The following is a 24341-nucleotide window of genomic DNA, read 5'->3' as shown; positions in this document are numbered from 1 at the left end:
CTCAAACCGGCACTTCGCGCCACTGGCACCGTTGGTCTTGAGTCGCTAAGGCCGCTGGATGCCCCGCGACATTCCCACGCTGCTCCATGATATTTTCGGCTTCACGACTTTCCGCGGGGTGCAGGAACAGGTGGTCGGCCGTGTCATGGCCGGGCAGCCGACCCTGGCGATCATGCCGACCGGCGCGGGCAAGTCGCTCTGCTACCAGCTGCCGGCCGTGGCGCTCGATGGCTGTTGCGTGGTGGTATCGCCGCTGATCGCGTTGATGCATGACCAGCTGCGCGCGGCGACCGCCGTGGGCATCCGCGCCGCCAGCCTGACCAGCGTCGATGCCGACTGGCGCGAGACGCAGGATCGGCTGCGCAATGGCGAGCTGGACCTGCTCTATGTCGCGCCGGAACGGGCGAGCGGTGAGGGGTTCCGCAATCTGCTGCGCTCGGCGAAGGTTGCGCTGTTCGCGATCGACGAAGCGCATTGCGTGTCCGAATGGGGACATGATTTCCGCCCCGACTATCGGTTGCTGCGGCCGCTGCTCGATGAATTTCCCGATGTCCCGCGGCTGGCGCTGACGGCGACGGCGGACGCGCATACCCGCAAGGATATATTGGTCCAGCTCGGCATTCCCGAGGATGGCCTGATTATCTCGGGCTTCGACCGGCCGAATATCCGCTATGCCGTCCATCCGCGCGACGGGCTGACGCGTCAACTGGCCGACCTGCTCGCCGCCAATCCGGGGCCGGGCGTGGTCTATGCGCCGACCCGCGCGGCGACCGAGAAGCTGGCCGAGACGCTGGGGCGCGGTGGCCGGGCGGTGCGTGCCTATCATGCCGGCATGGACCCGGCCCAGCGCGCCGCCAACCAGGCCGCCTTTATCGCCAGCGAGGATATGGTGATGGTCGCCACCGTCGCCTTTGGCATGGGGATCGACAAGCCCGACGTGCGCTTCGTCGCCCATGCCGGCCTGCCCAAGTCGATCGAGGGCTATTATCAGGAATCGGGTCGCGCCGGCCGCGATGGTGAACCGGCGGTGGCGCATCTCTTCTGGGGGGCGGAGGATTTCGCCCGCGCCCGCCAGCGCATCATGGAGCTGGAACCGGCGCGCCAGCAGGGCGAGCGGGCGCGGATCGCGGCGCTGGGCGCGCTGGTGGAGACCGCGACCTGCCGTCGCGCGATATTGCTGCGGCACTTCGGGGAAGACCCGTCGCCGACCTGCGGCAATTGCGACAATTGCCTGACCCCGCCGGCCAGCGTCGACGCAACCGAGACCGCGCGCAAATATCTGTCGGCGGTCTATCGCACCGGCCAGAGTTTCGGCGCGGGGCATATCGAGGCGGTGCTGAGCGGGGCGGTGACCGACAAGATTCGCGAGCGCGGGCATGACAGGATCTCCGTCTATGCGATCGTCGATGGCGACGAGACGGCCTTGCTGCGGCCGGTGTCGCGCGCGCTGCTGGTGCGCGACGCGCTGGAGACGACCGAGCATGGCGGGCTGATGCTCGGCCCCAATGCCCGGCCGATCCTGCGTGGCGAGGAGGAGGTGCGCATCCTGGTGCCGCCCCGGCGCGAGCGGAAGAAGCGCAACGCTCGCAATGGCAGCGACGCCAATCCGGTCGGCGATCCGCTGTTCGACGCGCTGCGCACCTGTCGCCGCGAACTGGCGCAGGACGCGGGGGTGCCGCCCTATGTTATCTTCCATGATTCGACGCTGCGGGAAATGGCGGAGCAGCGGCCCGCGACCATCCATGAACTGGGCACGGTCAGTGGCGTCGGGCAGAAGAAGCTGGACGCCTATGGCGATGCCTTCCTGGCGGCGATCCGGCCCTATCTGTAGCGGCTGAGCTTGTGGCCCCGTTTCTCGACAGGCTCGAAACGAACGGATGAAGGGGCATCAATGCCGGGTGGGCGTTCAGACGCTTGAATCCTGCGGCGGGCGGGCGCATGGCGGGGGCGAAGGAGATTTGCCCATGTTCCGCCAGCTGACCGACCGCCTCTATGTCTCGCCCCAGATCAGCGTCGATCAGGTGGAGACCGCCAAGGCGCTGGGCGTGACCATGATCATCAACAACCGCCCCGATGACGAGGAGCCGGGGCAGACCAACGGCGCTGCGGTCGAGGCGGCGGCGATCGATGCCGGTGTCGCCTATGCCGCCGTGCCGGTCGCCCATGGCGGCTTCGCGCCCTGGCAGCTCGACGGCATGGCCGCCGCGATCGAGCAGGCGGGCGAGGGCAAGATCCTGGCCTATTGCCGGTCGGGCACGCGTAGCACCTTGCTGTGGGCACTGACCCGGGCGCGGGCGGGCGACAATGCCAATGTGCTGGCGGCGCAGGCCGAGGCGGCTGGCTATGACCTGACCCCGGTGCGCCAGATCATGGATGCGTTGAAGCCCGCCTGAAAATAGGATTTCGTCCGCTTAACTTCGCATATTTCCCGCACATTTCGACATTTCCTTGCTCCTGTAGGAAATCATCTTGCGAAGGAGATGGGTGCGCCGGACGATAGGAAAGAGCCGGGCGCAGCCTAACATAGGCCCGGCTCTGTAGGACAGGTGCGGGGGTTTAGCCGCACTCCACCGTGACATGCTCCATGCGCGGCAGGCTGCGGACCCGTTCGCGGACCCTGGCGCCGTCGGCGCCGGGGGCGAGGCTGATGATCGCGGCATGGGCGTGCGGGCCGATACGCCAAACATGGAGATCGCGGATGGTGGCGCCTTCGGCTTCGACCATTCCGCGCACCCTGGCCATTAATGCGGGTTCGGCGGTGTCGAGCAGGATGGCGGCGGTGTCCTTCATCAGGCCCCAGGCCCAGCGGGCGATGACCACTGCGCCCAGGAGGCCGACCGCCGGATCGAGCCACCACCAGCCCAGATAGCGACCGGCGAGAAGCGCAGCGATCGCCAGCACCGACGTCAGCGCATCGGTCAGCACATGGACATAGGCGGCGCGCAGGTTGTTGTCGGCATGGCCGCCCTTCTGGTCGGGACCATGGTCATGATCGTCATGGGCATGGCCATGCGAATGATCATGGCTATGGTCGTGGCCGAGCAGCAGGGCGCTCACCAGATTGATGGCAAGACCGACCACCGCGACCAGGGTCGCCTCGCCAAAGGCGACCTGCACCGGCTCGAACAGGCGCATGCCGGACTCGATCGCGATGAAGAGCGCGGTCAGCAGCAGCAGGAGCGCAGAGGCGAAGCCGGACAGGTCGCCGACCTTGCCGGTGCCGAAGGTGTAGCGCGGGTTGCGGGCATGGCGCCTGGCATAGCTGTAGGCCGCCGCGGCCACGGCCAGCGCGCCGGCATGGGTCGCCATGTGGAAGCCGTCGGCCAGCAGCGCCATCGACCCGGTGATCCAGCCGAAGGCGATCTCCACCACCATGGTCGCGGCAGTCAGCCAGACGACCCACAGGGTGCGCCTGGCATTTTTGTCATGCCCTGCGCTCAAATAGATATGGTCGAAATAATGGCGTTCCTCGCCATCCTTGTCGGTCGGCGGCGGCGGCGGGGCGGGATGATGCGCATGCTCATGGTTGCAGCCCGCGCCATGATGATGGTGCCCATGGGCGTGATCGTCGTGCATGGTCATTTCCCGTAGCGGCGGATCAGCGCCAGCATTTCTTCGGTGGCGGCCGTGCGCGCTTCGTCGGTCAGGCCGGGGCGGGCGACATGCTCGCGCATATGCTGCTCGATCAGTTCCTCCATCAGGCTGCCGACCGCGCCACGCACCGAGGCGACCAGCTGGAGTGTTTCCGAGCAGCCCGCATCGCCCGCCAACTGGCGCTCGACGGCGTTGACCTGCCCCGCGATGCGGCGCACCCGCGCCAGCAATTTGTCCTGATCCGCGATGATGTGCATAGGATACCCCCCTATACTATGTGAATGAGTTGGACAAGACGCTCTCATCGTTGGGGAGGGGGCTGGCGGTGCGTAGAGGCCGGGGCTTATTGCGCGGCCAGGGCGCGGCGGAGGGCGGCAAGGCGCATCGTCTGGAGCGCCTGCATCTGCGGCGTATCGGGGCCGGCAAGGCCGAAGCCATGATAGGCGCCGGGCGTGACATGGAGTTCGACCGCGATGCCCAGCGCCATCAGCCGGCGGGCGAAGTCGATATCCTCCTCCAGAAACAAGTCGAGCGCGCCGACGCTGATGAAGGCAGGCGGCAGGCCGGACAGGTCGGGGCAGCGGGCCGGCACGGCGTCGGTCGGGACATGGTCGGTCCCGGCTTCCTGCCCGAGCAGTGCCCCCCAGCCATAGCGATTCTGCACCGGCGTCCAGACGAACCGGCCAGTGACGGGGTGGAGCGGCGCGCTGCTGCCGGTGCGATCGTCGAGCATCGGCGCATCGAGCAGCATGAAGCAGATCGGATAGGTGCCCTGGTCGCGGGCATGGATCGCCAGCGCCACGGCATGGCCGCCGCCCGCGCTCTCGCCGCCGATCGCGATACGGCTGCGGTCGATGCCCAGCGCCTCGGCCTGGTCATGCAGCCAGGCGAGCGCGACATGGCAATCGTCGCGCGCACCGGGAAACGGCGTCTCGGGCGCCAGCCGATAATCGACCGACAGGACGACACAGCCCAGTTGCGCCACCCAGGCCCGATTGGACAGGTCGCTCATGTCGGCCATGCCCAGCACGAAGCCGCCGCCATGAATATGGAGATAGGCCGGCCGCAGCGCGTCGCCAACGGTCTCCGTCGGGCGATAGAGCAGGCAGCGCACATCGGGCGATCCGGGCGCGCCGGGCAGGAAGACTTCTTCGCGCTGCACGGCGGCCAGCGCTTCGGGCATGGGCTCGGCCGGGCGGGTGGCAAAGGGCTGGCGGAAGGCGGCGATATTCTGATCGCTCAGGTCGAGCGGCGGGAAGAGGTCGAGCGCCGCGCGCAATTCGGGAGCTACCAGTTTCCGCGCCTCGTCCATCGTCCCGTTTCCTCTATCCTGCGTCGCGCGGCCGGTCATAGGCGGCGCCGTCAAAATGGTCGAGCGGCACCAAAGGTTCGGCGGTAAAGTCGACCACCCGGCCGACACGCTGCGCCTTGACCGCATTTTCCGGCTGGAAGGTGAAGCAGTTGGGCGGGACGCGGGTCGCGGTCGATTGCCGCTCCATCGGAATGAGCCGGCCATTGGCGAGGATCGTGCCCCATTGCAGCAGCCGGGCGGCCTCCCGCTCTGGCTGGTCCAGCGCATCGATCCACGGCCGCAGCTTCATCAGCGACTGGCCGGCCATCTCGGCCGGCGCGACCATGACATGGCGGCGATGCGCCCATTGCAGCAGCGGCATGCCGTCGCGGCGAATCTCAGCCACGGCCAGATCCTCCTCGACCGGATCGCAGGCGAGAATCTCGTAGCGGGTCGGCGCCTCGTCGTCGGCATGGGCCGCGGCCAGCACGGCCAGATCATGCAAATGAGTGCAGTTCGCCTTCTTCTCGCCGCGCGCCGCAACATTGGCGAGCGCGACCCCGGTGAAGGTCGCCTGAAGCACGGCGGGCGCGCCCGGACAAGTGGTCCAGGGCACCCGCTCCATGATCGATTCGACGTCGGTGATGCGCGCGCCGTCATGGTGAAGGATGACCGCCATCGAATGATAATCATCCTCGACCGCGGCCGTCACCCGGCCGGGCAGCGGCGTCACCAGGAAGCGACGGCGAAAGCCGGGCAGCAGGTCGAGCATCCCGCTGTCCATGCGTGTCAGTCCCTGGCCAGCAGCAGCGCCGCCGCCATCGGGCCGCCACCCGATGTCGCCACGGCCACCTTCGGGTCGCCAGCGATCTGGCGCGCACCGCCTTCGCCGCGCAACTGCACCACCGATTCATAGGCAAAGCCGAAGCCGTGCAGACGCCCCCAGCCAAGCTGGCCGCCGCCGGTGTTCATCGGCAGTTCGCCGTCGAGCGCGATGCGCTTGCCGCCTTCGAGGAACTGGCCGCCCTCGCCGACATCGCAGAAGCCCAGCCCTTCGAGCCAGGTGATCGGCTGGAAGGCGAAGCCGTCATAGAATTGGACGGTATCGACATCCTTGGCGCTATAGTCCGTGTTCTTCCACAGGTCGCGCCCGGTCGGATAGGCGCTCGCCCATTCGGCCTGATCCCAGCTGTAGCGCTCGACTGATCCGGCGCTGGCGGCGATGCGGACCGGTGTCGTCTTCACCTCATCCAGCGCATCGCCCGCCGACACGATCAGCACGGTCGATGCATCGGTGAAGCGGTCGCAATCATAGAGGCAGAAGGGCGAACTGATCATCCGCGCCGCCATATAGTCGTCCATGGTCAGCGGCTTCTTGACGATCGCGCGCGGGTTGCGCGCCGCATTGGCATGATCGTTCAGCGCCACCTGGGCGAGCTGTTCGCGGGTCAGGCCATAGCGCTTCATGTGGCGCATCGCGAATTGCGCGGTCCAGTTGGCGGCCGAGAAGGCGCCGAAGGGCGAGACCCATTGCGAATTGCCCGACACATCCTTGCGCCGTTCCATCGGCGGGAATTCCTCGGGGCGGGCCAGCGCCGCCGCTTCATAGACGGTGCGGAAACACAGGACATGGCGGGCAAGGCCGGCCTTCACCGCCATCGCCGCCTCGGCGATCGCGCCCAGCTGCGCCGTCGCCTCCGCCGCGCCGATATGCCAGCGCGTGTTGAGGCCCAATATCTCGATCACATCGTCGGCACTGACCGGCGAGAAGCCGAGGAAGGTCGACATCTTGCCGGGATAGGTGGCGACGCCGTCAATCTGGTCGAGCGTCAGGCCCGCGTCGGCAATCGCCTCGCGCACGGCGTCCAGCGTCAGGCCCAGCGGCGACCGGGTCAGCCGCACGCCGACCTCCGACATGCCGATGCCGGTAATATAGGCTTCGCGCGCCATGCTCATGCGACCTTCTCGAACAGGGGGAACCAGATGCCGTCCTGCTCCTCGAAGGTGACGCGGACGCGGTCATCCATGTCGACGGCATCGACCGGGCAATTGACGATATTGGTGGTGAGATAGACCCCCGGCACATCGTCGAGCCGGACACGGGCGATGACGAAGGGCACCTCCATATCCTTGGCCCAGGCCTGATAGTTGATCGTATAGGTATCGACCGCGCCGGTGCCGGCGACCGCATGCGGGCCGACATGTTCCGACTGGCAATGGCGGCAGATTTCGCGCGGGGGATGGGTGAACTGGCCGCAGTCGTCGCAGCGGGTGATGTTGAGCTTCCCCTCCGCCCCGCCGGTCCAGAAGGCACGATTTTCCCGGTCGAGGCGCGGGCGCGAACGTTGCCAGACCATCAGGCGTCCCAGACCAGATTGAGCGTCTCTATGCCGATCACATGGCCGCCGTGGAAGACTGTGGGCTTGGCAGGATCGAGCCGGAACTGCGGCATGCGCGCCAGCATCTCCTCATAGAGAACCTGCAGCTCGATGCGGGCGAGGTGCGAGCCGAGGCAGCGATGCGGACCAACGCCAAAGGCAATGTGAACATTGTTCTCGCGATCGAGATCATAGCTGTCTGGCTGCGGGAACTCCTTCGCGTCGAGATCGGCGGCGGGCAGGAACAGCTTGAGCATGTCGCCCGGCATCAGCTTGGCCCCGGCCAGCTCCGCCGGCTTCTTGATGACCCGCATCGGCACGGTGAAGGTGAAGCGACGCAGCATTTCCTCGGCGGCTTCCGCCACCAGTTTCGGCTCGGCACGCAGCTTGTCCTGCAACGGCAGGTCGAGCGCGAGGCCGCGCATGGCGAGACCCATGCCGTTCATCACCGTGTCGAGGCCCGCGATGAACAGCAGCACGCCGTAATTTTCCATGTCGGCAAGCGTGCTCGGCTGGCCGTCCACCTCCAGCTTCCACAGCATGGAGATGATGTCATCCTTCGGATTGTCCTTCCGGTCGAGCACGGTGTCGCGCATCGCCGCGGCAATGCGCTGCAGGCGGCGCATCGATCCTTCGCGATCGGTATCGATCGCTTCCATATGCTCCTTCACAATCTGGCGATATTCCGGCAGCCGGTCGAGCGGCAGGCCCAGCATCTTGAGGAAGACCTGCACCGGCAGCGGCTCGGCCACCGTGCTCATGAACTCGCACTGGCCATCGGCCTTGATCGCGTCGATCAGTTCGCCCGCCAGTTCGCGGATGCTGTCCTTCAGGGCCGCGATCGTCTTGGGCGAGAAGACCTTCTGCAGCGGCTGGCGATATTTGGTGTGCTCGGGCGGGTCGAGCGTGATCGGGATCGGCTGCGGGATATGCGGTGCGCCCGGCGGCAATGAGGCGAGCAGCGCCTTCATCTTGTCGGCCGGCACGAATTCGCTGGAATAGGTCTCGGTATCGCGCGACGCCTCATAATTGGCCGCGTGGGTCAGCGCGACCCAGCCGCCGCCATTGCGCGGCGTCCAGAAGACCGGCGGGGCATTTTTGAGCATGTCGAGGATGCGGGCATGCGGATCGGCGAGCAGGCCGGGATCGGCGTGGATATCGAAATCATAGACGAGCGCGTCGGGCACATGGGCCGGCTGCGGCGCGGCGGCGCTCAAGGTGGCGTGGGCCATAATTCTCTCCGTCTGTCCCTGCGTGGGCGAGCGCGCGCAGGGCGCGTCCCTTCTTGTCGGACCCGTTTTGCCCGGCGGCCCGGCAAAGGCAAAGGGGCAGGGGGCGCCGCCGCCAGATAACGCACCGACGATCCGCGTCCCCGCTGCCGTATCGCGATGGCGATTGTGCCGCAGGCCACGTTGATCGGCTGGGCAATCTCCTTTCTAAGGAAGGTCAGAATAGCCGGAGAGGGCCGATGAAGATCCGCATCGAAAAATCAGGCTGCGTGGGCAATGCCCGCTGCGCCGCCGTGTCCGAGGACATGTATCCGCTGGACGAGGACGGCTATATCGCGACCGGGGGTTTCGACGTGGCAGACGGTGAACAGCAGACCGCCAAGCGCGGCGCGCGCGCCTGCCCCGAACGCATCATCTTCGTCGAAGAAGATGATGGCAGCATCAGCTGGCCGCCCAAGGCCAAGGCATAATCAGAGATTCCAGGAGAGCGAGATGAGCGACATTTTGGGCTATAAGGGCAAGCGCGTGATCGTGAGCGGCTGCTTCTCCGGCATGGGGGAGGCGACCGCCAAGCTGCTGCTGGAGCTGGGCGCCGAGGTCCATGGCCTGGACTTCAAGGACAGCAGCCTGCCGCTCGCCTCCTTCACCAATGTCGACCTGCGCGATCCGGCCTCGATCGAGGCGGCGGTGGCCGGCATCGGCGGCAAGGTCGATGCGCTGTTCAACTGCGCCGGCCTGCCGCAGTCCTTCCCGCCGCTCGACGTCATGAAGGTGAACTTCATCGGCCTGCGCCACCTGACCGAACAGGTTTTGCCGCTGATGGGGCCGGGCGGCGCGATCGCCAGCATCGCCTCCACCGGAGGGCTGGGTTGGAGCCGTCGCATCCCGACCAACATGGAATTCGTCACCACCAAGGGCTATGATGCCGCCGTCGCCTGGTGCGAGGCGCATCTCGATGATGTGGTCAAGGAAGGCTACAGCTTCTCCAAGGAGAATGTGATCGTCTGGACCCAGTATATGGGCGCGCATCTCATCAAGAAGGGCATCCGCATCAATTGCACCCTGCCTTCGCCCACCCAGACGCCGATGATGGCGACGTTCGAGGCCGCGTCCGGCAAGGATGTTGTCGCCGCCGCCGCCGAGCCGATGGGCCGCTATTCCACGCCGGCCGAGCAGGCGAGCGGCATCGTGCTGCTGAACAGCGACCTCGCCTCCATCGTCAACGGCGTGGTCTTCCCGGTCGATGGCGGCTTCATGGGCGGCGTCGCCACCGGCCAGGTGGACCTGAGCGTCATGATGCGGCGTTCGGCGCCCGCCGAGGCCTGAACCCCATGAATTTCGACCTGACCGACGATCAGGACATGATGCGCGACATGTTCGCGCGCTTCCTGGACGAGCATAGCAGCATGGCGCGCGTGCGCGCGGCCGAACCGACCGGATTCGACCCGGCCCTGTGGCAGGGGCTGGCGGAGCTGGGGGCGCTGTCGATCCGCGTACCCGAAGAGGCGGGTGGCCTTGGCCTCGGCCTCTTCGACGCGACCATCCTGATGGAGGAAGCAGGCCGGACGCTGGCATCAGGGCCGCTGGCCGAAGTGCTGGTGACGGCGCGCTTGCTGGCGCAACTGGGCGGTGAAACCACCGCTGATCTGCTCGGCCGGGTGCTGGCGGGCGATGCGGTTGTAGGTTTCGCCTTCGAGGATGTGGCGGGCACGCCCGTCCAGTGGGTTGGCGGCGGTCTGGTGGCCGAAGCGGTGCTGGCCCGGTCAGGCGACGACATCATCCTCGTCACCGTGCCGGCAGACGCGCGCAAGGCGGAGGACAATCTCGCCTCCACCCCGATCGCGGAGATCGACCTGTCGGTGCATTCCCGCACGGTGCTGGCATCGGGAGCCGAGGCGCTGGCGACCTTCGCCGCCGGGATCGAGGAATGGAAGCTGCTGATCGCCGCCGGTCTGGCCGGTATCGGTCGCGAGGCGCTGAAGCTTGCCGCTGCCTATGCCTGCGAGCGCAAGCAGTTCGACCAGTATATCGGCCAGTTCCAGGCCATTTCCCATCCGCTGGCCGACATTCTCTGCGAGATTGACGGCGGCAAATTCCTGGTTTGGAAGGCGATCCGCGACCTGGCCGACGGCGCGCCCGAAGCTGGAGGCGCGATCTCGATCGCGGCCTGGTGGAATGCGCAGAGCGCGGCCAAGGCGGTGGCGCAATCGCTCCACACCTTCGGCGGCTATGGCCTCACCACCGAATATGACATCTTCCTCTATAATCTGCGGGCCAAGGCCTGGCCGCTGATCGGCGGCGATCCGCAGCGCTGGCTCGACGAGGCCGGGCGCCGGCTCTACGCCGATGAGGCCGCATCGCTGCCCGATGCCGGGCCGATGCCGGTCGATTTCGACCTGGGCGAGGCGGCGCAGGCGATCAAGGACGAGATCAACGCCTTCTTCGCCGCCAATGTGACGCCGGAGATGCGGGCGACCTTCCACTATAGCTGGGAGGGCTATAACCCCGCACTCAACCGCAAGCTGGCGGCACAGAATCTCCTCTATCTCGGCCTGCCCAAGGATGTGGGTGGCCGGGGCCTGTCCGCCTATGAAAAGACGGCGGCGATGGATGCGTTCGAGGAGCAGGGCTATAACAACCCCGCGGCCAATGTGACGCAGATGGTGTCGCTCATCATCCACCGCTTCGGCACCGAGGAATTGAAGCAGGCGGTGCTGCCGGAAATCATGCGCGGCGAGGTGATCTGCTCGCTTGGCTATTCCGAACCCGGCTCGGGTTCCGACGTGTTCGCCGCGCAATGCCGCGCGACGCAGGAGGCGGATGGCAGCTGGCGGATCGACGGCACCAAGATGTTCACATCGGGCGCCAATCTTTCCAGCTATGTGCTGATGCTCTGCCGCACCAACCCGGACGTAGCCAAGCACAAGGGCCTAACCATGTTCATCGTGCCGCTGAAGGCCGATGGCGTGACGGTGCAACCGGTCCACACCTTCCAGGACGAGCGCACCAACATCACCTTCTATGATGGCGTGCGCATCCCCGACAGCTGGCGGCTGGGCACGATCGACGGCGGCGTGCGCACCATGAGCGCCAGCCTGGAACTGGAACATGGCGGCGGCTTCGCCAAATATCAGCGCAAGATGCTGCACGCCGGCGAGGCGTTGTGCCGGGAAGTTATCCACAGGGGCAGGCCGCTGATCGAGGATGGCGGCGCTCAGGCGCGGCTCGCCCGCACCGCCGCCAATCTGTGGGCGTCGGAACTCATCGCCTTCCGCGCGCAGTGGGTGAGCATGGAGAACAAGCCGAACCTGGCCTATGGCCCGATGGCCAAGATGTTCAGTTCGGAGAAATTCCTGACCGACGCGCGCGACCTGCTCGACCTCACCGCCCCGGCCTCGCTCTCCAAGCGCAAGGGGCCGGCGGAGGAGATCAACATGTTCTATCGCCACGCCCAGGGCGCAACCATCTATGGCGGCACCAGCGAGGTCCATCGCAGCATGATCGCGGAAAAGGGCCTGGGCCTGCCGCGCACCCGCGCCTGAGGAAGATCGCATGTCGGACGACGCTCCCCATCTGCTGACCGAAGTTCAGGATGGCATATTGATTGCCACGCTGAACCGGCCGGACAAGCTCAATGCCCTGTCGGCCGAAACGATGGCGCTGTTCGAGGCGGCGCTGATCCGCTTCCGCGACACGCCCGACCTCAAGGTGATGCTGATCCGGTCGACCGGCCGCTATTTCTGTTCGGGCGCGGACATGAAAAGCGGCGGGTCGCCCAGGGAATATCCCCGCACGCCCAGCGGCATCCGCGAAAATCACCGGCTCCAGCTCAACGGCATGCAGCGCATCTATGACGAGATGGAGCATGTGGAAAAGCCGATCGTCTGCGCCATCCACGCCACCTGCGTCGGCGGCGGGCTGGAAATGGCGCTGTCCTGCGATTTCCGCCTGGCGGCCAAGTCGGCGGCCTTCTCCTTCCCCGAAGGACTGTTCGGCGTGCTGCCGGCCTCCAACGGGGTCAGCCGCCTGACCCGCATCTGTGGCCCGCACTGGGCGCGCTGGCTGATCATGGGCAACCAGAAGGCCGATGCCGACCGCGCACTCATCATGGGCCTGGTGCATGACGTGATGCCGGACGAGGGTTTCGAGGACGCTGCCCTCGCCTTCTGTCGCCACCTCACCAAGCAGAATGGCGAGCAGATGGGCGCCGCCAAGATCGCGATCGAACTGGCCGCCGAAGTCGGTCCGTCCATGGGCCGCCATGTCGAGCGCATGGCCAATAGCGCGCTGATGCTGAACCCCGCCTATCTGGAGGGGATGGAACGCTATCTGAAGGGCATTGGCGGCAAGAAGGAATAAAAGTCCGTTTGGAGAAATGCGCCTCCGGCGCATCGGCACCAGCCCACACCCCCACCCGGCCGCCCAGACATGGTACCCTGATGGGCGGCCGGGTGGGGGTGTGGGCTGGTGCGGCGCAATCCGGCTACGGCCGGATTTTCCAACACAGGCTAAGCGCCTTCATCTGTCCACAGACTTATCCACAGCTTTTCCCACAGAGGGGTGTGGGAAAAGCTGTGGATAACTTCTGTCGATAAGCCTGTGGATAAGTCGACCCGCGCCGGTCTCAGGCGCGCGCGTCGCGGAGCATCGCGCGATAGTCGCGGATGCCCAGTTCCATCAGCCGCGCTTCGGCCCGCAGCAAATGGGTGCGCGCCAGCGGATGCGGGGAATGGAGGATATTCTGCAGCGCCATGTCGGTGGTGACGGTGACGACACGCTCCAGCCCGGTCATCAGCGCGGTGCCCATGCTGAACACCGGCGATCCGGCCGCCTCGGTGCCGCCATCCATCTGGTCGACCAGCAGCCGCATCACCGGCTGGGCGGCATGGACGCGATGCAGCATCATCCGTTCATTCTGACGATCGGCCATATTGTTGCGCAAATGGAGCAGGCGCGAATGCTTGACCCAGAAGCCATGATAGGCGGTGACGAAGGCCAGCGCCCTCTCGCCCAGTTCCTCCTCGCTCCATCGGGTCCGCAGCAGGCCGACATAGTCGGCCTCCGCCGTCGCCATTACCGGCTCCAGCACGGCGAGCAGCAATTCGGTGAGGTCTGAGAAATAATTATAGAGCGACGTCATGCCGAGCGAGGCCTGGCGCGCGACGGCGCTTAGCGACAGCTCGACATCGACCGGCCCGGCCAGCAGTTCATTGGTCGCCGCCAGGATGCGCTCACGTGTATCGCGCCCCTTGCGACCCAGCCGCTGGCCATTGAGATTATGGCTCAGCGCCTTGGTGGTCCGTCCCCGGCCCTTGGGTTCCGACGGCCCTTCCGCCGCGATCGATGCCTTTGCCGTCAAAACCCGTCCTATCCATGCCCTGTCGCGCGGTTCAGGCCGCGCGCCAGGCAATCAGCTTGGTCTCCAGGAACTCCTCGATCCCTTCGAGGCCCCATTCGCGGCCAACACCACTGGCCTTGTAGCCACCGAAAGGCAAGTCGCCGGCGATGCACATGCCGCCATTGACGCTGATCGAACCGCTGCGAATCTGCTTGGCGACATTGATCGCCCGGTCAAGATTGCCCGAACTGACGCCGCCCGACAGGCCATAGCTGCTTTCATTGGCGATGCGCACCGCGTCGGCATCATCCTCGAACGGGATGACCACCAGCACCGGTCCGAAAATCTCTTCCTGGGCGATGCGCATGTCGTTGGTGACGTCGGCGAAGCAGGTCGGCTCGATGAAATAGCCACCGCCCTTGTCCGGCCGCGCCTTGCCACCGGCCAGCAGGGTCGCACCCTCGGCCTGGCCGATTTCGACATAGGACAGCACCCGGTCACGCTGCCGCTGCGAAATGACCGGCCCCATGATGTGCTGGGGATTGTCGAAATCGCCCCAATTATCGCCGAAGCTGGCATAGGCGTGCTTGAGGATCGCCTTCGCCTCCTCATAGCGGCTGCGCGGCACCAGCAGGCGCGAATGCACGGCGCAGCCCTGGCCGGCATGGAAGACCAGCATGGTCTGGGCGACGTCCATCGCGAAATTGGCGGAATCGTCGAGCACGATCTTGGCCGACTTGCCACCCAGTTCCAGGAAGACGCGCTTCAGCGTGGCGGCGCCCTGTTCCATGATGCGCTTGCCGACGCCGGTCGAGCCGGTGAAGGAAATGAGATCGACGCGCGGATCGGTGACCAGCATCTCGCCGGCCAGCGCCGGATCGCTGCCGAACACGACGTTGATGACGCCGGCAGGGAAGCCCGCCTCCGCCGCCAGTTCGCCGAAGATCGCGCCCATGCCCGGCGTGTTGGGCGCGGGCTTCAGGATCACGGTGCAGCCCGCCAGCAGTGCGGCCACCACCTTGCCGACATTCACATAGAGCGGCACGTTCCAGGGGGTGATCGCCGCGACCACGCCGACCGGTTCATAGACCGCCTTGCGCAGGCTTTCAAAGCCATAGCCGGTGCGGCCGCCATAATCCTTGTCCCATTTGAGCTGGGGGAAGACGGCGAGATAATCGTCCCAGCCGTCGAGCGCCATGTCGACATGGGCACGGCCGACAGCCCCCAGCGCGGCGCCGGCCTCATGCCGGGCGAGGTCCGACAGCCGTTCCTTGTTCGCCTGGAACAGGTCGCGCAGCTTCGTCACCAGCGCGACGCGCAGGTCGACATTGGTCGACCAGTCGGTTTCGTCAAAGGCGCGGCGGGCGGCGACGATCGCGGCCTCGACATCGGCGGCTGAGGCATCGGCGGCGACGCCGACCGGTTCGCCGGTCCAGGGGCCGATCACGTCAAAGGTCTTGCCGCCTTCGGCACCGCGCAGCACGCCGTCGATATAGAGCTTGGCTTCGGGAAGAGTGGCCATGATCGCCTTCCTGTGGATAACTTCTGTGGATAACTTTTGTCGACGTTGGGGATAAGTCGCCCGGTCAGCGCTTGCGCGCGCTCAGGGCGACCGATCCGATGTGGAGGTCCGCCGGCATGTCGAGCACGGCGCGGAACACGTCGGTCACCGAATTATAATGGCTGATGCCGCGCTCGCGCAGGTTGAGGCCGACCTTGGCATTTTCCTGGGCGAAGCGGATCGACACGTCCATCGGCCAGCTGCTGCCGGTCTTGGTCTCGTCCATCATCATGCCCGCCTGGACCACGGTGACGCGCACGCCCTCGGGCTCCAGTTCGCGCGCCCACATGTCCGACATCAGTTCGAGGCCCGCCTTACCGCCGGCATAGAGCCACAGCATCGGCATTTTCAGCGGCACGGATTCGCTGGTGACGTTGATGATATGGCCGCCACCGCGCAGCAGCGGCAGCGCCTCGCGCGCGCAATAGATCGGGCCTGCGACATTGGTAGCGAGCGATGCTGCGATCTGCTCGTCGCGCACCTCGGCCAGGGTGAATGGTTCGTAGATCGCGGCATTGTTGATCAGCACGTCGATCCTGGGGTGGCGCTGTGCAATCGCGGCAAAGGCGGCGCGAACAGAGTCGGGGTTCCCGACATCGCATGCGACGGCAAAATGGGGTTCGCCCAGTTCCTGCGCGACCGCCTCGACCTTCGCCAGGGTGCGGCCCAGCAGGATGACGGTTTCGCCGTCGCGCACGAACCGCCGCGCCAATGCGCGTCCCAGCCCGTCGCCCGCACCGGTAATGACGATGACCTTGCTCACCTCTCGCTCCACCTGTTCTTTTCAAACTTCATGCTAATAGCGCACGGGATCTTCGGCCCGGCAAGGCCATGCCGCATCGCGCTTGCGATGGTTCCCCGGTTCAGCCCGCCGGCCGCGCGAAATCGGCCGGATAGACGGACAGGTCGCCATCATAGGCGATGCCGCCAGGCCAGAAGCGGGTGCCGCTGGCCCTGGCGAAATAATGGACCGTGCGGGCGAAGGAACCCGCCGAGGAGCGCGGTTGGAAGGCGACGCCGCTGGGGCTGACGCCGCGCGCGCGCGCGCTGAAATCCTTGACCGTGAACAGCAGGTCGTCGGTCTGCTGGGCGCAGAAGACCAGGTCGCTGCCGGGACAATAGCGCCGCGGTTCGACCTGGAGCGGCGACAGCCGGCCGCGCTTCATCGCCACCTTGCCTGGCACGCGCGTCACTTCGGGGCCATGGACCGTGTCGTACCAATGATGATATTCCGCCTCCCGCCCGGCGACAAAATTGGCGAGGATGATCGAGACCCCGGAAAAGGGCTGGTCGGCCCGGTGATTGGGGCTGGCGACCCAGTCCGAATACATCGCATAGCTGTGAATGCGCTCGCTTTCGTCGCTGTCGTCGATCAGCCCCGCGTCGCGCGCCTGCGCCAGCAAGGGCGCGAGCGCGGGCAGGTCGATCTCCGGCGCGGCATAATCGAATTCATAGACCGACAGGAAACGCCAGGGCTGGGGAATGTCGGGCATGATCTGTTGCGGCGTCACCTCGTAGCGATCGGCCGAACGAAAGCCGCGCAACCGGGCGAGATCCTGCTGATGCGCGCCGTCGAACCAGCGCGCATAATCCTCCGCCCGGCCGGCCGCGACATTGTGCAGATGGATGGTGGTATACAGGCTCATTCCTCGTCCCCGGCTGCCCGGCCGGCTGGTCCCGGCCCATTATGCGGCGGCAATCCAGCATGGATGCCCGGGGGATGCCAGAGCCGCCGGCCAATGATCGCCGGGGCATTGAGAAGCGGGCACGAATTGACCCTGTCGGCAGCGCTCCGCATCCTGACGCCGCAATCATGCCGGAAGGATGGGTGATGACCGACCCTGTAGCCGCGCCCCGCTTCGCCCTGTTCCGTGCGAAGGACGCCACCGATTTCGAGGAAAGCGGCCTGATGGCGACGGTGCCGCCGACGCCGATCGAGATGGCAGGATCAATCGCCGCGGTCGAGGCCGGCATGCTGGAAGGCACGCGGGTGAAGCTGCTCTTCGCCATGCCGGGCCTCAGCCTCACCCATGCCTGGTTCCGCAGCGGCTTTCCGCTGCCGCGCCATAGCCATGATGTCGACTGCCTCTATTTCATCCTGGCCGGATCGCTGCGCATCGGCACGGAGGAACTGGGTGCGGGCGACGGCTTCTTCGTCGGCGCGAATGTCCCCTACACCTATGTCCCCGGCGAGCAGGGGGTCGAGGTGCTGGAGTTCCGTGGAGCGAACAGTTTCGACATCAGGATGCTGGCCAACAATCCCGCCTATTGGGACCGGGCCGTGGCGCAGGTCGTCACCCAGCGAGAGCGGTGGACGCATGAAACGCCGCCTTCGGGCCTGATGTTCGGGCAGGGTTAGGTCAAGGCCATTATCGACCATCGTGCTTTGCCTTCGTTACCGCCATCGCTAACAGGGGTGGGTGGTTGATCTGGACTGTGATCTTGCAATTGTTGGCGGCGGCCTTGCCGGGGGGCTGATCGCGCTTGCCTTTGCCGAGCGGCGGCCGGGCACGCGCCTATTGCTGATCGAGCAGGCCGATCATGTGGGGGGCAACCATATCTGGTCCTTCTTCGATGGCGATGTCGATACGCGCGATCGCTGGCTGGTCGATCCGCTGGTCAGCCGCCGCTGGTCGCAGGGGCATGAAGTGCGCTTTCCCGGTTATGGGCGACAGCTCGATACGCCCTATAACAGCATCGCCTCCCCCCGTTTCGATGCGCATGTCCGTTCGGCGCTGGGCGATCGGCTGCTGACCGGCGCGGCGGTGGACGAGGTCGCGCCGGATCGGGTGCGGCTGGCCGATGGGCGGCGAATCGCCGCGCGGGCGGTGATCGATGCGCGGGGCGCGGGCGACCTGTCGGCGCTGCGCTGTGGCTGGCAGAAATTCGTCGGGCAGACGCTGCGGCTGGCGCAGCCGCACGGGGTCGAGCGGCCGGTGATCATGGATGCCACGGTCGAGCAGATCGACGGCTATCGCTTCGTCTATCTGTTGCCGCGCGACGCCTGGACGATCTTTGTCGAGGATACCTATTATAGCGACGGGCCGGAACTGGACGCGACCGGAATCGCGGAACGAATTGCGGCCTATGCGCAGGCGCAGGGCTGGCAGGTGGAGGAAATTATCCACAGCGAGAGCGGGGTGCTGCCGGTGGTCCATGGCGGCGATTTCGACCGTTACTGGCCAGCCGATGACCCGGTCGCGCGGGCCGGGGTGAAGGCCGGGCTGTTCCAGCCGATGACCGGCTATTCGCTGCCCGATGCGGTACGATTCGCGGCCTGGCTGGTGGAGCAGCCCTTGAAGGGGGTGCCAGCGGCGACGCGGGCCTATGCTGCGGCGCACTGGAAACAGGGGTTTTATTATCGGCTGCTTGGCCGGATGCTCTTCGGCGCTGCGGTGCCGGCCCAGCGCTGGCGCATCTTTGCCCGCTTCTATCGGTTGCGGCCGGGGCTGATCCAGCGCTTCTATGCCGGACGATCGACCATCGCCGATCGCATCCGCATCTTGTGCGGGCGCCCGCCGGTGCGCATAAGGGACGCCATGCACGCATTGTTGAACCCACCCGCCTGATGGAGCGGAAAGCGATTGTCATTGGCGCGGGCTTTGGCGGCCTGGCGCTGGCCATCCGTCTGCAGTCGGCCGGGGTGGCGACCACCCTGATCGAGGCGCGCGACCGGCCCGGTGGCCGCGCCTATATGTGGGAGAAGGACGGCTTTACCTTTGACGCGGGGCCGACGGTCATCACCGATCCCGCCTGCCTGGCCGAACTGTGGCGCCTGTCGGGGAACGACATGGCGCAGGATGTCAGCCTGGTGCCGGTGTCGCCCTTCTACCGGCTCAACTGGCGCGACGGCACCAATTTCGACTATTCCAACGATGAAGTGGCGCTGCGCGCGCAGATCGCCAAGCTCAATCCCGAGGATGTCGCGGGCTATGAGCGGTTTCTAGCCTATGCCGACGGCGTCTATGAGGAAGGCTATCGCAAGCTCGGCTCGGTCGCCTTTCTCGACTTTGCCTCGATGGTGCGGGCGGGGCCGAGTCTCGCCAAATATCAGGCCTGGCGGTCAGTCTATTCGATCGTGTCGAGCCATGTGAAGGATGAGCGCCTGCGCCAGGCCCTGTCCTTCCACAGCCTGCTGGTCGGCGGCAATCCGATGACCACCAGCGGCATCTATGCCCTGATCCACAAGCTGGAGAAGGATGGCGGGGTGTGGTTCGCCAAGGGCGGGACCAACCGGCTGGTGCAGGGCATGGCGACCCATTTCGAGCGGCTGGGCGGCGTGCTGCGGCTGGGCGACGCGGTGGTCGAGATCGAGACCCATGGCGACCGGGCAGTGGCGGTGCGCACCGCGTCGGGCTGGCGCGGGGAGGCCGATGCGATCGCCAGCAATGGCGACCTGATGCACAGCTATCGCGACTTGCTGGGTCATCATCCGCGCGGGCGCAAGCAGGCGGAAAAGCTGCAGCACAAGAAATGGTCGCCCAGCCTGTTCGTGCTGCATTTCGGCATCAAGGGCAGCTGGCCGGGCATTCCCCACCATATGATCCTGTTCGGTCCGCGCTATGAGGGGCTGCTGACCGATATCTACAGCCATGGCGTGCTGCCGGCGGATTTCTCGCTCTATCTGCATCACCCGACCGTGACCGATCCGTCGATGGCGCCGGAGGGCTATTCGACCTTCTATGCACTCGCGCCGGTGCCGCACATGGGCAAGTTGCCGATCGACTGGGACCGGTTTGGCCCGGCCTATGCCGAGCGTATCCTGGACGAGATCCAGCATCGGCTTATCCCCGACATACGATCACGCATCGTGACCCAGTTCCATTATGCGCCGAGCGACTTCGGCCGCGACCTCAATGCCCATCTGGGGAGCGGGTTCAGCCTGGAGCCGCTGTTGACCCAGAGCGCCTGGTTCCGCGCCCATAATCGCGACGATGTCATTCCCAACCTTTATCTGGTAGGGGCCGGCACCCATCCGGGCGCGGGCATCCCCGGCGTGGTGGGCAGCGCCAAGGCGACCGCGGCGCTGATGCTGCAGGACATGGCTTGAGGAGCGCGCGGCGCTTCGGGACTGGAAGATGATGAAAAGACTGGCTGTTTATTGCGGTTCGGCGACGCCGGCCGACCTCACCTATATCGACGCGGCGCGCCATGTCGGCCGCACTTTGGCACAGCGCGGCATCGGCGTCGTCTATGGCGGCGGACGGCTGGGCCTGATGGGCGCGGTGGCGGACGCGGCGCTGGAGGCGGGCGGCGAGGTGATCGGCGTGATCCCCGAGGCGCTGGTCGGCGCCGAAGTGGCGCATCGCGGCTGCACTGAATTGCACGTCGTCCAGACCATGCACCAGCGCAAGCAGTTCTTCACCGACCTGTCGGACGGCTTCGTCACTATTCCGGGCGGCGTCGGCACGATGGACGAGCTGTGGGAAGCGATCAGCTGGGCGCAGCTGGGCTATCATAACAAGCCGGTCGGCCTGCTCAATGTCGCGGGCTTCTATGACCAGCTGATCGGCTTCAACCGGCAGATGGTGGAAGCCGGCTTCATCCGGCCGCAGCATGCCGGCATCATGATCCATGATGACAGCATCGAAGGGCTGCTGGACCAGATGGCTGCCTATCAGCCGCATGAGACGATCTTCGCGATGAAGGCCGCGCGGCTCTGAAATAATATTCCCCTCCCGCTTGCGGGAGGGGTGAGGGGAGGGCATGTCCGCTTCATGGACTTAACAGGCCCTCCCCCGGCCCCTCCCGCAGGCGGGAGGGGAGAATGGAATCGCCCCGCCCTGGTCGCCCATGCCCGCGACAGCATCGCGCGAGGGTCCAGGAGTTTTGCCATGGCGTCGAAGCTGTTCGACCGGGAGACGCGCGAGCGGGCCTGGCTGCTCTATGCCTGGTGCCGCAAATGCGACGATATCGCCGATGGGCAGGACCATGGCGGGACGATGACCGGCGTCGCCGACGGGCAGGCGCGGCTGTCGACGCTGCGGGTGCTGACCGATGCGGCGCTGCGTGGCGAGCCGACCGGCGACCCGGCCTTTGACGGCTTTGGCGTCGTCATGCGCGAATGCGCGATCCCGCACCGCTATGCCCATGACCTGCTGGAGGGATTTGCGCTCGACGCGCGCGACTGGCGGCCGCGCAGTGAGGCGGACATGCTGCGCTATTGCTATCATGTCGCGGGCGCCGTCGGCTGCATGATGGCGGTGCTGATGGGCGTCGATCCCGATGACGAGGCGACGCTGGACCGCGCCTGCGACCTGGGCATCGCCTTCCAGCTCGCCAATATCGCCCGCGACATCAGCGAGGATGAACTGGCCGATCGCTGTTACCTGCCGGTCGAATGGCTGGTGGAAATGGACATGCCGCCCGGCGAGCATATGAAGCCCTGGCTGCGGCCGCAGCTGGCGATATTGGGCCGGCGGCTGGCCGACATGGCGGCCGCCTATGAGGATAGTGCGCGCCATGGCACTGGCGCGCTGCCGGCACGGGCGGCCTGGGCGGTGCTGGCGGCGGCGGGCATCTATGGCGACATCGCGCGCGAAGTGGCGCGGCGGGGCGAGCATGCCTGGGACCATCGCGTGGTGACGCCGGGGCGCGAGAAGCTGGGCTGGGTGATCCGCGCGGGCCGGCAGGTGCCGGGCCGGGCGCGGCGCTGGCCGGCGGGGGTGGCGCGGGCTGCCGGGTTGTGGACGCGACCGACTGTTTGATTGGGGTGGTGAGCGGAACGTCCGCTAAGGTTTACGTCGACGCCAAATGGCATAGGCGAGCGAGACTGGTACAGCTGCCAAGAGATATGCACTGGGAAAAACAAATCCCCAGACCAACATGGCGGCGAAATCGCTACGGCCGGGATTTCCGTGAACATTTGGATCGTAATTCGTGGGAATTGGCGTCGGATAAACGGCAATATAGGCGGCCGCCCCGAAGCAAAGCATTGGGATGAGCCCCAGGCGCAGTATCCACCACCGCAAAGGGTAAGCTGGCCCAAAAACCCCGCCCAGCAACATGCCAAGGCCAATTGTAAACAATGGCGGGATGATAAGGGCAACCGGCATGAGCCTATCATGCGCTGGATGAAGCATGTCTGCAAATGGTCGTACCTGGCCCATTGAACTCGACCCGCTGCCTGCCCTGTGGATAAAAATAGGGCCGGTGTTTTCACACCGGCCCCAAGGCATGTTCGCAGGAGGAACAAGGTGAGGCGGGCGGCCCTGGCCCGTGGGATGGGCCGCCCTGCCAATCTCAGTAATTGTAGGCGCGCTCGCCATGCTCGCCGAGGTCGAGGCCTTCATATTCGACCTCCTGGCTGACCCGCAGGCCGGTGATGGCCTTGGCGATGAAGATGGCGATGGCGGTGCCGATCGAGGCCCAGATGATGGTCACGACGACCGCTTCGATCTGGACGAGCAGCTTGGCGCCGATTTCATAGTCCGCCGCGCCGGGGCCGCCGAGGGCCGGCGAATAGACGATCGCAGTGCCGATGGCGCCGATCATGCCGCCGATGCCGTGGATGCCGAAGGCGTCCAGGCTGTCGTCATAGCCAAGCTTGGGCTTGAGCACGGTGACGGCATAGAAGCAGACGATCGAGGCAACAGCGCCCAGGACGATCGCACCGAACGGACCGGAGTTGCCGGCGGCCGGGGTGATGGCGACGAGGCCGGCGATGATGCCCGAGCAGAAGCCCAGAGCCGATGCCTTGTGGCCATTGACCTTTTCAGCCAGCATCCAGAACAGACCGGCCGATGCGGTGGCGACGAAGGTGTTGATCATGGCGAGGGCGGCCGAGCCATTGGCTTCGAGTGCCGAACCGGCGTTGAAGCCGAACCAGCCGACCCACAGCAGGCCGGTGCCGACGGCGGTCAGCGTCAGGCTGTGCGGGGCCATCGGTTCCTTGGGATAGCCGATACGCTTGCCCAGGATGATGCAGGCCACCAGCGCCGAGACGCCGGCGTTGATGTGGACCACGGTGCCGCCCGCGAAATCGAGCGCGCCGGCCTTGAAGAAATAGCCCGAAGCGGCCCAGACCATGTGCGCGATCGGGAAATAGACGATCGTCAGCCAGACGGCGGCAAACACCATCACGGCCGAGAATTTGATGCGTTCGACCACCGAACCCAGCACCAGCGCGACCGTGATCGCGGCGAAGGTCATCTGGAAGGAGACGAAGACATATTCAGGGATCTCGACGCCGGCGGTGAAGGTCGCGGCCTGCGAAGCGGGCGTGATGCCCTTCAGGAACGCCTTGTCGAAGGTCGAGATGAAGTTGGAGAGGCCGCTGGTATAATCGGGGCCGAAGGCCATCGAATAGCCGTACATGACCCAGATCAGCATGGCGAGGCAGGCGGCGGCGCCGATCTGCGTCATCACCGACAGCATGTTCTTGCTGCGGACGAGACCGCCGTAGAACAGGGCCAGGCCCGGCAGGATCATCGCCAGCACCAGGATGGTGGAGGTCATCATCCAGGCGACGTCGCCCTTGTCCACGGTCGCGGCCGGCGCGGCCGCGTCCTGTGCCCAGGCGGGCAGTGCGGCGAACAGCGAAAGGCCGGTGGCCCCCAGCGCGCCGCAGAGTTTCTTCGAAAAGGTCATTATTCCCCCCTTCTTACAGCGCGGTTTCGCCGGTCTCGCCGGTGCGGATGCGCACGGCCTGGCCGACATCGAGGACGAAGATCTTGCCATCGCCGATGGCGCCCGAATTGGCGGCGGCCTGCGTCGCTTCCACCACGCGCGGCGCGAGGTCGTCGTCGCAGACCACCTCGATCTTGATCTTGGGAACCATGTTGGTGGAATATTCGGCGCCGCGATAGATTTCGGTCTGGCCCTTCTGGCGACCAAAGCCCTTCACTTCGCTGACCGTCATACCGGCGATGCCAAGCGAGGAAAGAGCCTCGCGGACATCGTCAAGCTTGAACGGCTTGATGATAGCCATGACAAGTTTCATGTCGCCCCC

General features: G+C 65.9%; 25 protein-coding genes. 11 read left to right on the top strand and 14 right to left on the bottom strand.

Annotated elements, in window-relative coordinates; all coding sequences use genetic code 11:
- Positions 1 to 58: 58 nt before the first annotated feature.
- Together recQ and GGQ90_RS13765 are read left to right on the top strand one after the other, a co-directional pair.
- A complete protein-coding gene (gene recQ / locus GGQ90_RS13770) occupies positions 59 to 1831 on the top strand; it encodes a DNA helicase RecQ (RefSeq protein WP_188082659.1) in 1773 nt (590 codons plus the stop codon).
- Positions 1832 to 1964: 133 nt separating this feature from the next.
- On the top strand, positions 1965 to 2393 hold the full coding sequence (locus GGQ90_RS13765) for a protein tyrosine phosphatase family protein (protein ID WP_007706725.1): 429 nt from the start codon (positions 1965 to 1967) through the stop codon (positions 2391 to 2393).
- 163 nt (positions 2394 to 2556) lie between these two features.
- Here GGQ90_RS13765 and dmeF read toward each other — a convergent pair whose 3' ends face one another.
- The 7 genes from dmeF to GGQ90_RS13730 all read right to left on the bottom strand — a co-directional run bounded on the left by dmeF (position 2557) and on the right by GGQ90_RS13730 (position 8495).
- Complete coding sequence (dmeF, locus tag GGQ90_RS13760) at positions 2557 to 3582, bottom strand: CDF family Co(II)/Ni(II) efflux transporter DmeF (protein ID WP_188082658.1); 1026 nt, start codon at positions 3580 to 3582, stop codon at positions 2557 to 2559.
- On the bottom strand, positions 3579 to 3851 hold the full coding sequence (locus tag GGQ90_RS13755) for a metal/formaldehyde-sensitive transcriptional repressor (RefSeq protein WP_188082657.1): 273 nt from the start codon (positions 3849 to 3851) through the stop codon (positions 3579 to 3581). Before GGQ90_RS13755 ends, dmeF begins: the two co-directional genes overlap by 4 nt.
- An 86-nt stretch (positions 3852 to 3937) precedes the next feature.
- Positions 3938 to 4945 (bottom strand): alpha/beta hydrolase, encoded by a 1008-nt coding sequence (locus GGQ90_RS13750; RefSeq protein WP_246428246.1) that lies wholly within the window; start codon positions 4943 to 4945, stop codon positions 3938 to 3940.
- Entirely contained in the window at positions 4920 to 5669 is a 750-nt protein-coding gene (locus tag GGQ90_RS13745) for a DUF2889 domain-containing protein (protein ID WP_188082655.1), read from the bottom strand. Before GGQ90_RS13745 ends, GGQ90_RS13750 begins: the two co-directional genes overlap by 26 nt.
- A gap of 5 nt (positions 5670 to 5674) precedes the next feature.
- A complete protein-coding gene (locus GGQ90_RS13740) occupies positions 5675 to 6841 on the bottom strand; it encodes a thiolase family protein (RefSeq protein WP_188082654.1) in 1167 nt (388 codons plus the stop codon).
- Positions 6838 to 7242 (bottom strand): Zn-ribbon domain-containing OB-fold protein, encoded by a 405-nt coding sequence (locus GGQ90_RS13735; RefSeq protein ID WP_188082653.1) that lies wholly within the window; start codon positions 7240 to 7242, stop codon positions 6838 to 6840. The genes GGQ90_RS13740 and GGQ90_RS13735 overlap by 4 nt, the downstream gene beginning before the upstream one ends.
- Positions 7242 to 8495, bottom strand: coding sequence for a cytochrome P450 (locus GGQ90_RS13730; protein WP_188082652.1), 1254 nt, complete (start codon positions 8493 to 8495; stop codon positions 7242 to 7244). The genes GGQ90_RS13735 and GGQ90_RS13730 overlap by 1 nt, the downstream gene beginning before the upstream one ends.
- Positions 8496 to 8731: 236 nt before the next feature.
- On the opposite strand from GGQ90_RS13730, the gene GGQ90_RS13725 reads away from it, so the two are divergent.
- The 4 genes from GGQ90_RS13725 to GGQ90_RS13710 are packed head-to-tail and all read left to right on the top strand — an operon-like array spanning position 8732 to position 12851.
- Positions 8732 to 8962, top strand: coding sequence for a ferredoxin (locus tag GGQ90_RS13725; RefSeq protein WP_188082651.1), 231 nt, complete (start codon positions 8732 to 8734; stop codon positions 8960 to 8962).
- 22 nt (positions 8963 to 8984) lie between these two features.
- Positions 8985 to 9818, top strand: a complete 834-nt coding sequence (locus GGQ90_RS13720; protein ID WP_188082650.1) for a coniferyl-alcohol dehydrogenase — start codon at positions 8985 to 8987, stop codon at positions 9816 to 9818.
- 5 nt (positions 9819 to 9823) lie between these two features.
- Complete coding sequence (locus GGQ90_RS13715; RefSeq protein ID WP_188082649.1) at positions 9824 to 12034, top strand: acyl-CoA dehydrogenase family protein; 2211 nt, start codon at positions 9824 to 9826, stop codon at positions 12032 to 12034.
- Positions 12035 to 12044: 10 nt separating this feature from the next.
- Positions 12045 to 12851 carry an enoyl-CoA hydratase/isomerase family protein gene (locus GGQ90_RS13710; protein ID WP_188082648.1) on the top strand — a complete coding sequence of 269 codons (807 nt, stop codon included), beginning with the start codon at positions 12045 to 12047 and terminating at the stop codon, positions 12849 to 12851.
- Between the two features lie 265 nt (positions 12852 to 13116).
- Here the strand turns inward: GGQ90_RS13710 and GGQ90_RS13705 are convergent, their stop codons facing one another.
- From GGQ90_RS13705 to GGQ90_RS13690, 4 genes are all read right to left on the bottom strand, one after another.
- Complete coding sequence (locus GGQ90_RS13705; protein ID WP_188082647.1) at positions 13117 to 13851, bottom strand: TetR/AcrR family transcriptional regulator; 735 nt, start codon at positions 13849 to 13851, stop codon at positions 13117 to 13119.
- 31 nt (positions 13852 to 13882) lie between these two features.
- A complete protein-coding gene (locus GGQ90_RS13700; RefSeq protein ID WP_188082646.1) occupies positions 13883 to 15352 on the bottom strand; it encodes an aldehyde dehydrogenase family protein in 1470 nt (489 codons plus the stop codon).
- Positions 15353 to 15416: 64 nt separating this feature from the next.
- Positions 15417 to 16154: an SDR family NAD(P)-dependent oxidoreductase gene (locus GGQ90_RS13695; RefSeq protein ID WP_188082645.1), complete on the bottom strand. Its 738-nt coding sequence runs from the start codon at positions 16152 to 16154 to the stop codon at positions 15417 to 15419.
- Between the two features lie 100 nt (positions 16155 to 16254).
- The gene (locus tag GGQ90_RS13690; protein ID WP_188082644.1) at positions 16255 to 17037 is read right to left on the bottom strand and encodes a hypothetical protein; all 783 of its coding nucleotides are present in this window, start codon (positions 17035 to 17037) and stop codon (positions 16255 to 16257) included.
- A gap of 185 nt (positions 17038 to 17222) precedes the next feature.
- On the opposite strand from GGQ90_RS13690, the gene GGQ90_RS13685 reads away from it, so the two are divergent.
- The 5 genes from GGQ90_RS13685 to GGQ90_RS13665 all read left to right on the top strand — a co-directional run bounded on the left by GGQ90_RS13685 (position 17223) and on the right by GGQ90_RS13665 (position 22098).
- On the top strand, positions 17223 to 17750 hold the full coding sequence (locus GGQ90_RS13685; protein ID WP_188082643.1) for a cupin domain-containing protein: 528 nt from the start codon (positions 17223 to 17225) through the stop codon (positions 17748 to 17750).
- 61 nt (positions 17751 to 17811) lie between these two features.
- A complete protein-coding gene (gene crtY / locus GGQ90_RS13680) occupies positions 17812 to 18960 on the top strand; it encodes a lycopene beta-cyclase CrtY (RefSeq protein WP_188082642.1) in 1149 nt (382 codons plus the stop codon).
- Positions 18960 to 20441, top strand: a complete 1482-nt coding sequence (locus GGQ90_RS13675; protein WP_188082641.1) for a phytoene desaturase — start codon at positions 18960 to 18962, stop codon at positions 20439 to 20441. Before crtY ends, GGQ90_RS13675 begins: the two co-directional genes overlap by 1 nt.
- Positions 20442 to 20472: 31 nt before the next feature.
- The gene (locus tag GGQ90_RS13670) at positions 20473 to 21054 is read left to right on the top strand and encodes an LOG family protein (protein WP_010335596.1); all 582 of its coding nucleotides are present in this window, start codon (positions 20473 to 20475) and stop codon (positions 21052 to 21054) included.
- Positions 21055 to 21108: 54 nt separating this feature from the next.
- On the top strand, positions 21109 to 22098 hold the full coding sequence (locus tag GGQ90_RS13665) for a phytoene/squalene synthase family protein (RefSeq protein WP_188082640.1): 990 nt from the start codon (positions 21109 to 21111) through the stop codon (positions 22096 to 22098).
- Between the two features lie 24 nt (positions 22099 to 22122).
- Here GGQ90_RS13665 and GGQ90_RS29025 read toward each other — a convergent pair whose 3' ends face one another.
- From GGQ90_RS29025 to GGQ90_RS13655, 3 genes are all read right to left on the bottom strand, one after another.
- On the bottom strand, positions 22123 to 22446 hold the full coding sequence (locus GGQ90_RS29025) for a hypothetical protein (protein WP_223178248.1): 324 nt from the start codon (positions 22444 to 22446) through the stop codon (positions 22123 to 22125).
- A gap of 187 nt (positions 22447 to 22633) precedes the next feature.
- A complete protein-coding gene (locus tag GGQ90_RS13660; protein WP_188082639.1) occupies positions 22634 to 23980 on the bottom strand; it encodes an ammonium transporter in 1347 nt (448 codons plus the stop codon).
- A 13-nt stretch (positions 23981 to 23993) separates the two neighbouring features.
- Positions 23994 to 24332, bottom strand: coding sequence for a P-II family nitrogen regulator (locus GGQ90_RS13655; RefSeq protein ID WP_004209785.1), 339 nt, complete (start codon positions 24330 to 24332; stop codon positions 23994 to 23996).
- Between the last annotated feature and the right edge of the window lie 9 nt (positions 24333 to 24341).

It is taken from the genome of Sphingobium scionense (genome assembly GCF_014197035.1).
In the GTDB taxonomy this organism is placed as follows: domain Bacteria; phylum Pseudomonadota; class Alphaproteobacteria; order Sphingomonadales; family Sphingomonadaceae; genus Sphingobium; species Sphingobium scionense.
The sequence above is the reverse complement of the archived record's forward strand: the minus strand, read 5'-3'. Positions and strand labels throughout refer to the sequence as shown.

Excerpts from the sequence above, each read along its gene's own strand:
- recQ (WP_188082659.1), top strand. The coding sequence starts at position 59 with ATGCCCCGCGACATTCCCACGCTGCTCCATGATATTTTCGGCTTCACG.
- GGQ90_RS13765 (WP_007706725.1), top strand. The coding sequence starts at position 1,965 with ATGTTCCGCCAGCTGACCGACCGCCTCTATGTCTCGCCCCAGATCAGC.
- dmeF (WP_188082658.1), bottom strand. The coding sequence starts at position 3,582 with ATGACCATGCACGACGATCACGCCCATGGGCACCATCATCATGGCGCG.
- GGQ90_RS13755 (WP_188082657.1), bottom strand. The coding sequence starts at position 3,851 with ATGCACATCATCGCGGATCAGGACAAATTGCTGGCGCGGGTGCGCCGC.
- GGQ90_RS13750 (WP_246428246.1), bottom strand. The coding sequence starts at position 4,945 with ATGACCGGCCGCGCGACGCAGGATAGAGGAAACGGGACGATGGACGAG.
- GGQ90_RS13745 (WP_188082655.1), bottom strand. The coding sequence starts at position 5,669 with ATGGACAGCGGGATGCTCGACCTGCTGCCCGGCTTTCGCCGTCGCTTC.
- GGQ90_RS13740 (WP_188082654.1), bottom strand. The coding sequence starts at position 6,841 with ATGAGCATGGCGCGCGAAGCCTATATTACCGGCATCGGCATGTCGGAG.
- GGQ90_RS13735 (WP_188082653.1), bottom strand. The coding sequence starts at position 7,242 with ATGGTCTGGCAACGTTCGCGCCCGCGCCTCGACCGGGAAAATCGTGCC.
- GGQ90_RS13730 (WP_188082652.1), bottom strand. The coding sequence starts at position 8,495 with ATGGCCCACGCCACCTTGAGCGCCGCCGCGCCGCAGCCGGCCCATGTG.
- GGQ90_RS13725 (WP_188082651.1), top strand. The coding sequence starts at position 8,732 with ATGAAGATCCGCATCGAAAAATCAGGCTGCGTGGGCAATGCCCGCTGC.
- GGQ90_RS13720 (WP_188082650.1), top strand. The coding sequence starts at position 8,985 with ATGAGCGACATTTTGGGCTATAAGGGCAAGCGCGTGATCGTGAGCGGC.
- GGQ90_RS13715 (WP_188082649.1), top strand. The coding sequence starts at position 9,824 with ATGAATTTCGACCTGACCGACGATCAGGACATGATGCGCGACATGTTC.
- GGQ90_RS13710 (WP_188082648.1), top strand. The coding sequence starts at position 12,045 with ATGTCGGACGACGCTCCCCATCTGCTGACCGAAGTTCAGGATGGCATA.
- GGQ90_RS13700 (WP_188082646.1), bottom strand. The coding sequence starts at position 15,352 with ATGGCCACTCTTCCCGAAGCCAAGCTCTATATCGACGGCGTGCTGCGC.
- GGQ90_RS13690 (WP_188082644.1), bottom strand. The coding sequence starts at position 17,037 with ATGAGCCTGTATACCACCATCCATCTGCACAATGTCGCGGCCGGCCGG.
- GGQ90_RS13685 (WP_188082643.1), top strand. The coding sequence starts at position 17,223 with ATGACCGACCCTGTAGCCGCGCCCCGCTTCGCCCTGTTCCGTGCGAAG.
- GGQ90_RS13675 (WP_188082641.1), top strand. The coding sequence starts at position 18,960 with ATGGAGCGGAAAGCGATTGTCATTGGCGCGGGCTTTGGCGGCCTGGCG.
- GGQ90_RS13670 (WP_010335596.1), top strand. The coding sequence starts at position 20,473 with ATGAAAAGACTGGCTGTTTATTGCGGTTCGGCGACGCCGGCCGACCTC.
- GGQ90_RS13665 (WP_188082640.1), top strand. The coding sequence starts at position 21,109 with ATGGACTTAACAGGCCCTCCCCCGGCCCCTCCCGCAGGCGGGAGGGGA.
- GGQ90_RS29025 (WP_223178248.1), bottom strand. The coding sequence starts at position 22,446 with ATGCCGGTTGCCCTTATCATCCCGCCATTGTTTACAATTGGCCTTGGC.
- GGQ90_RS13660 (WP_188082639.1), bottom strand. The coding sequence starts at position 23,980 with ATGACCTTTTCGAAGAAACTCTGCGGCGCGCTGGGGGCCACCGGCCTT.
- GGQ90_RS13655 (WP_004209785.1), bottom strand. The coding sequence starts at position 24,332 with ATGAAACTTGTCATGGCTATCATCAAGCCGTTCAAGCTTGACGATGTC.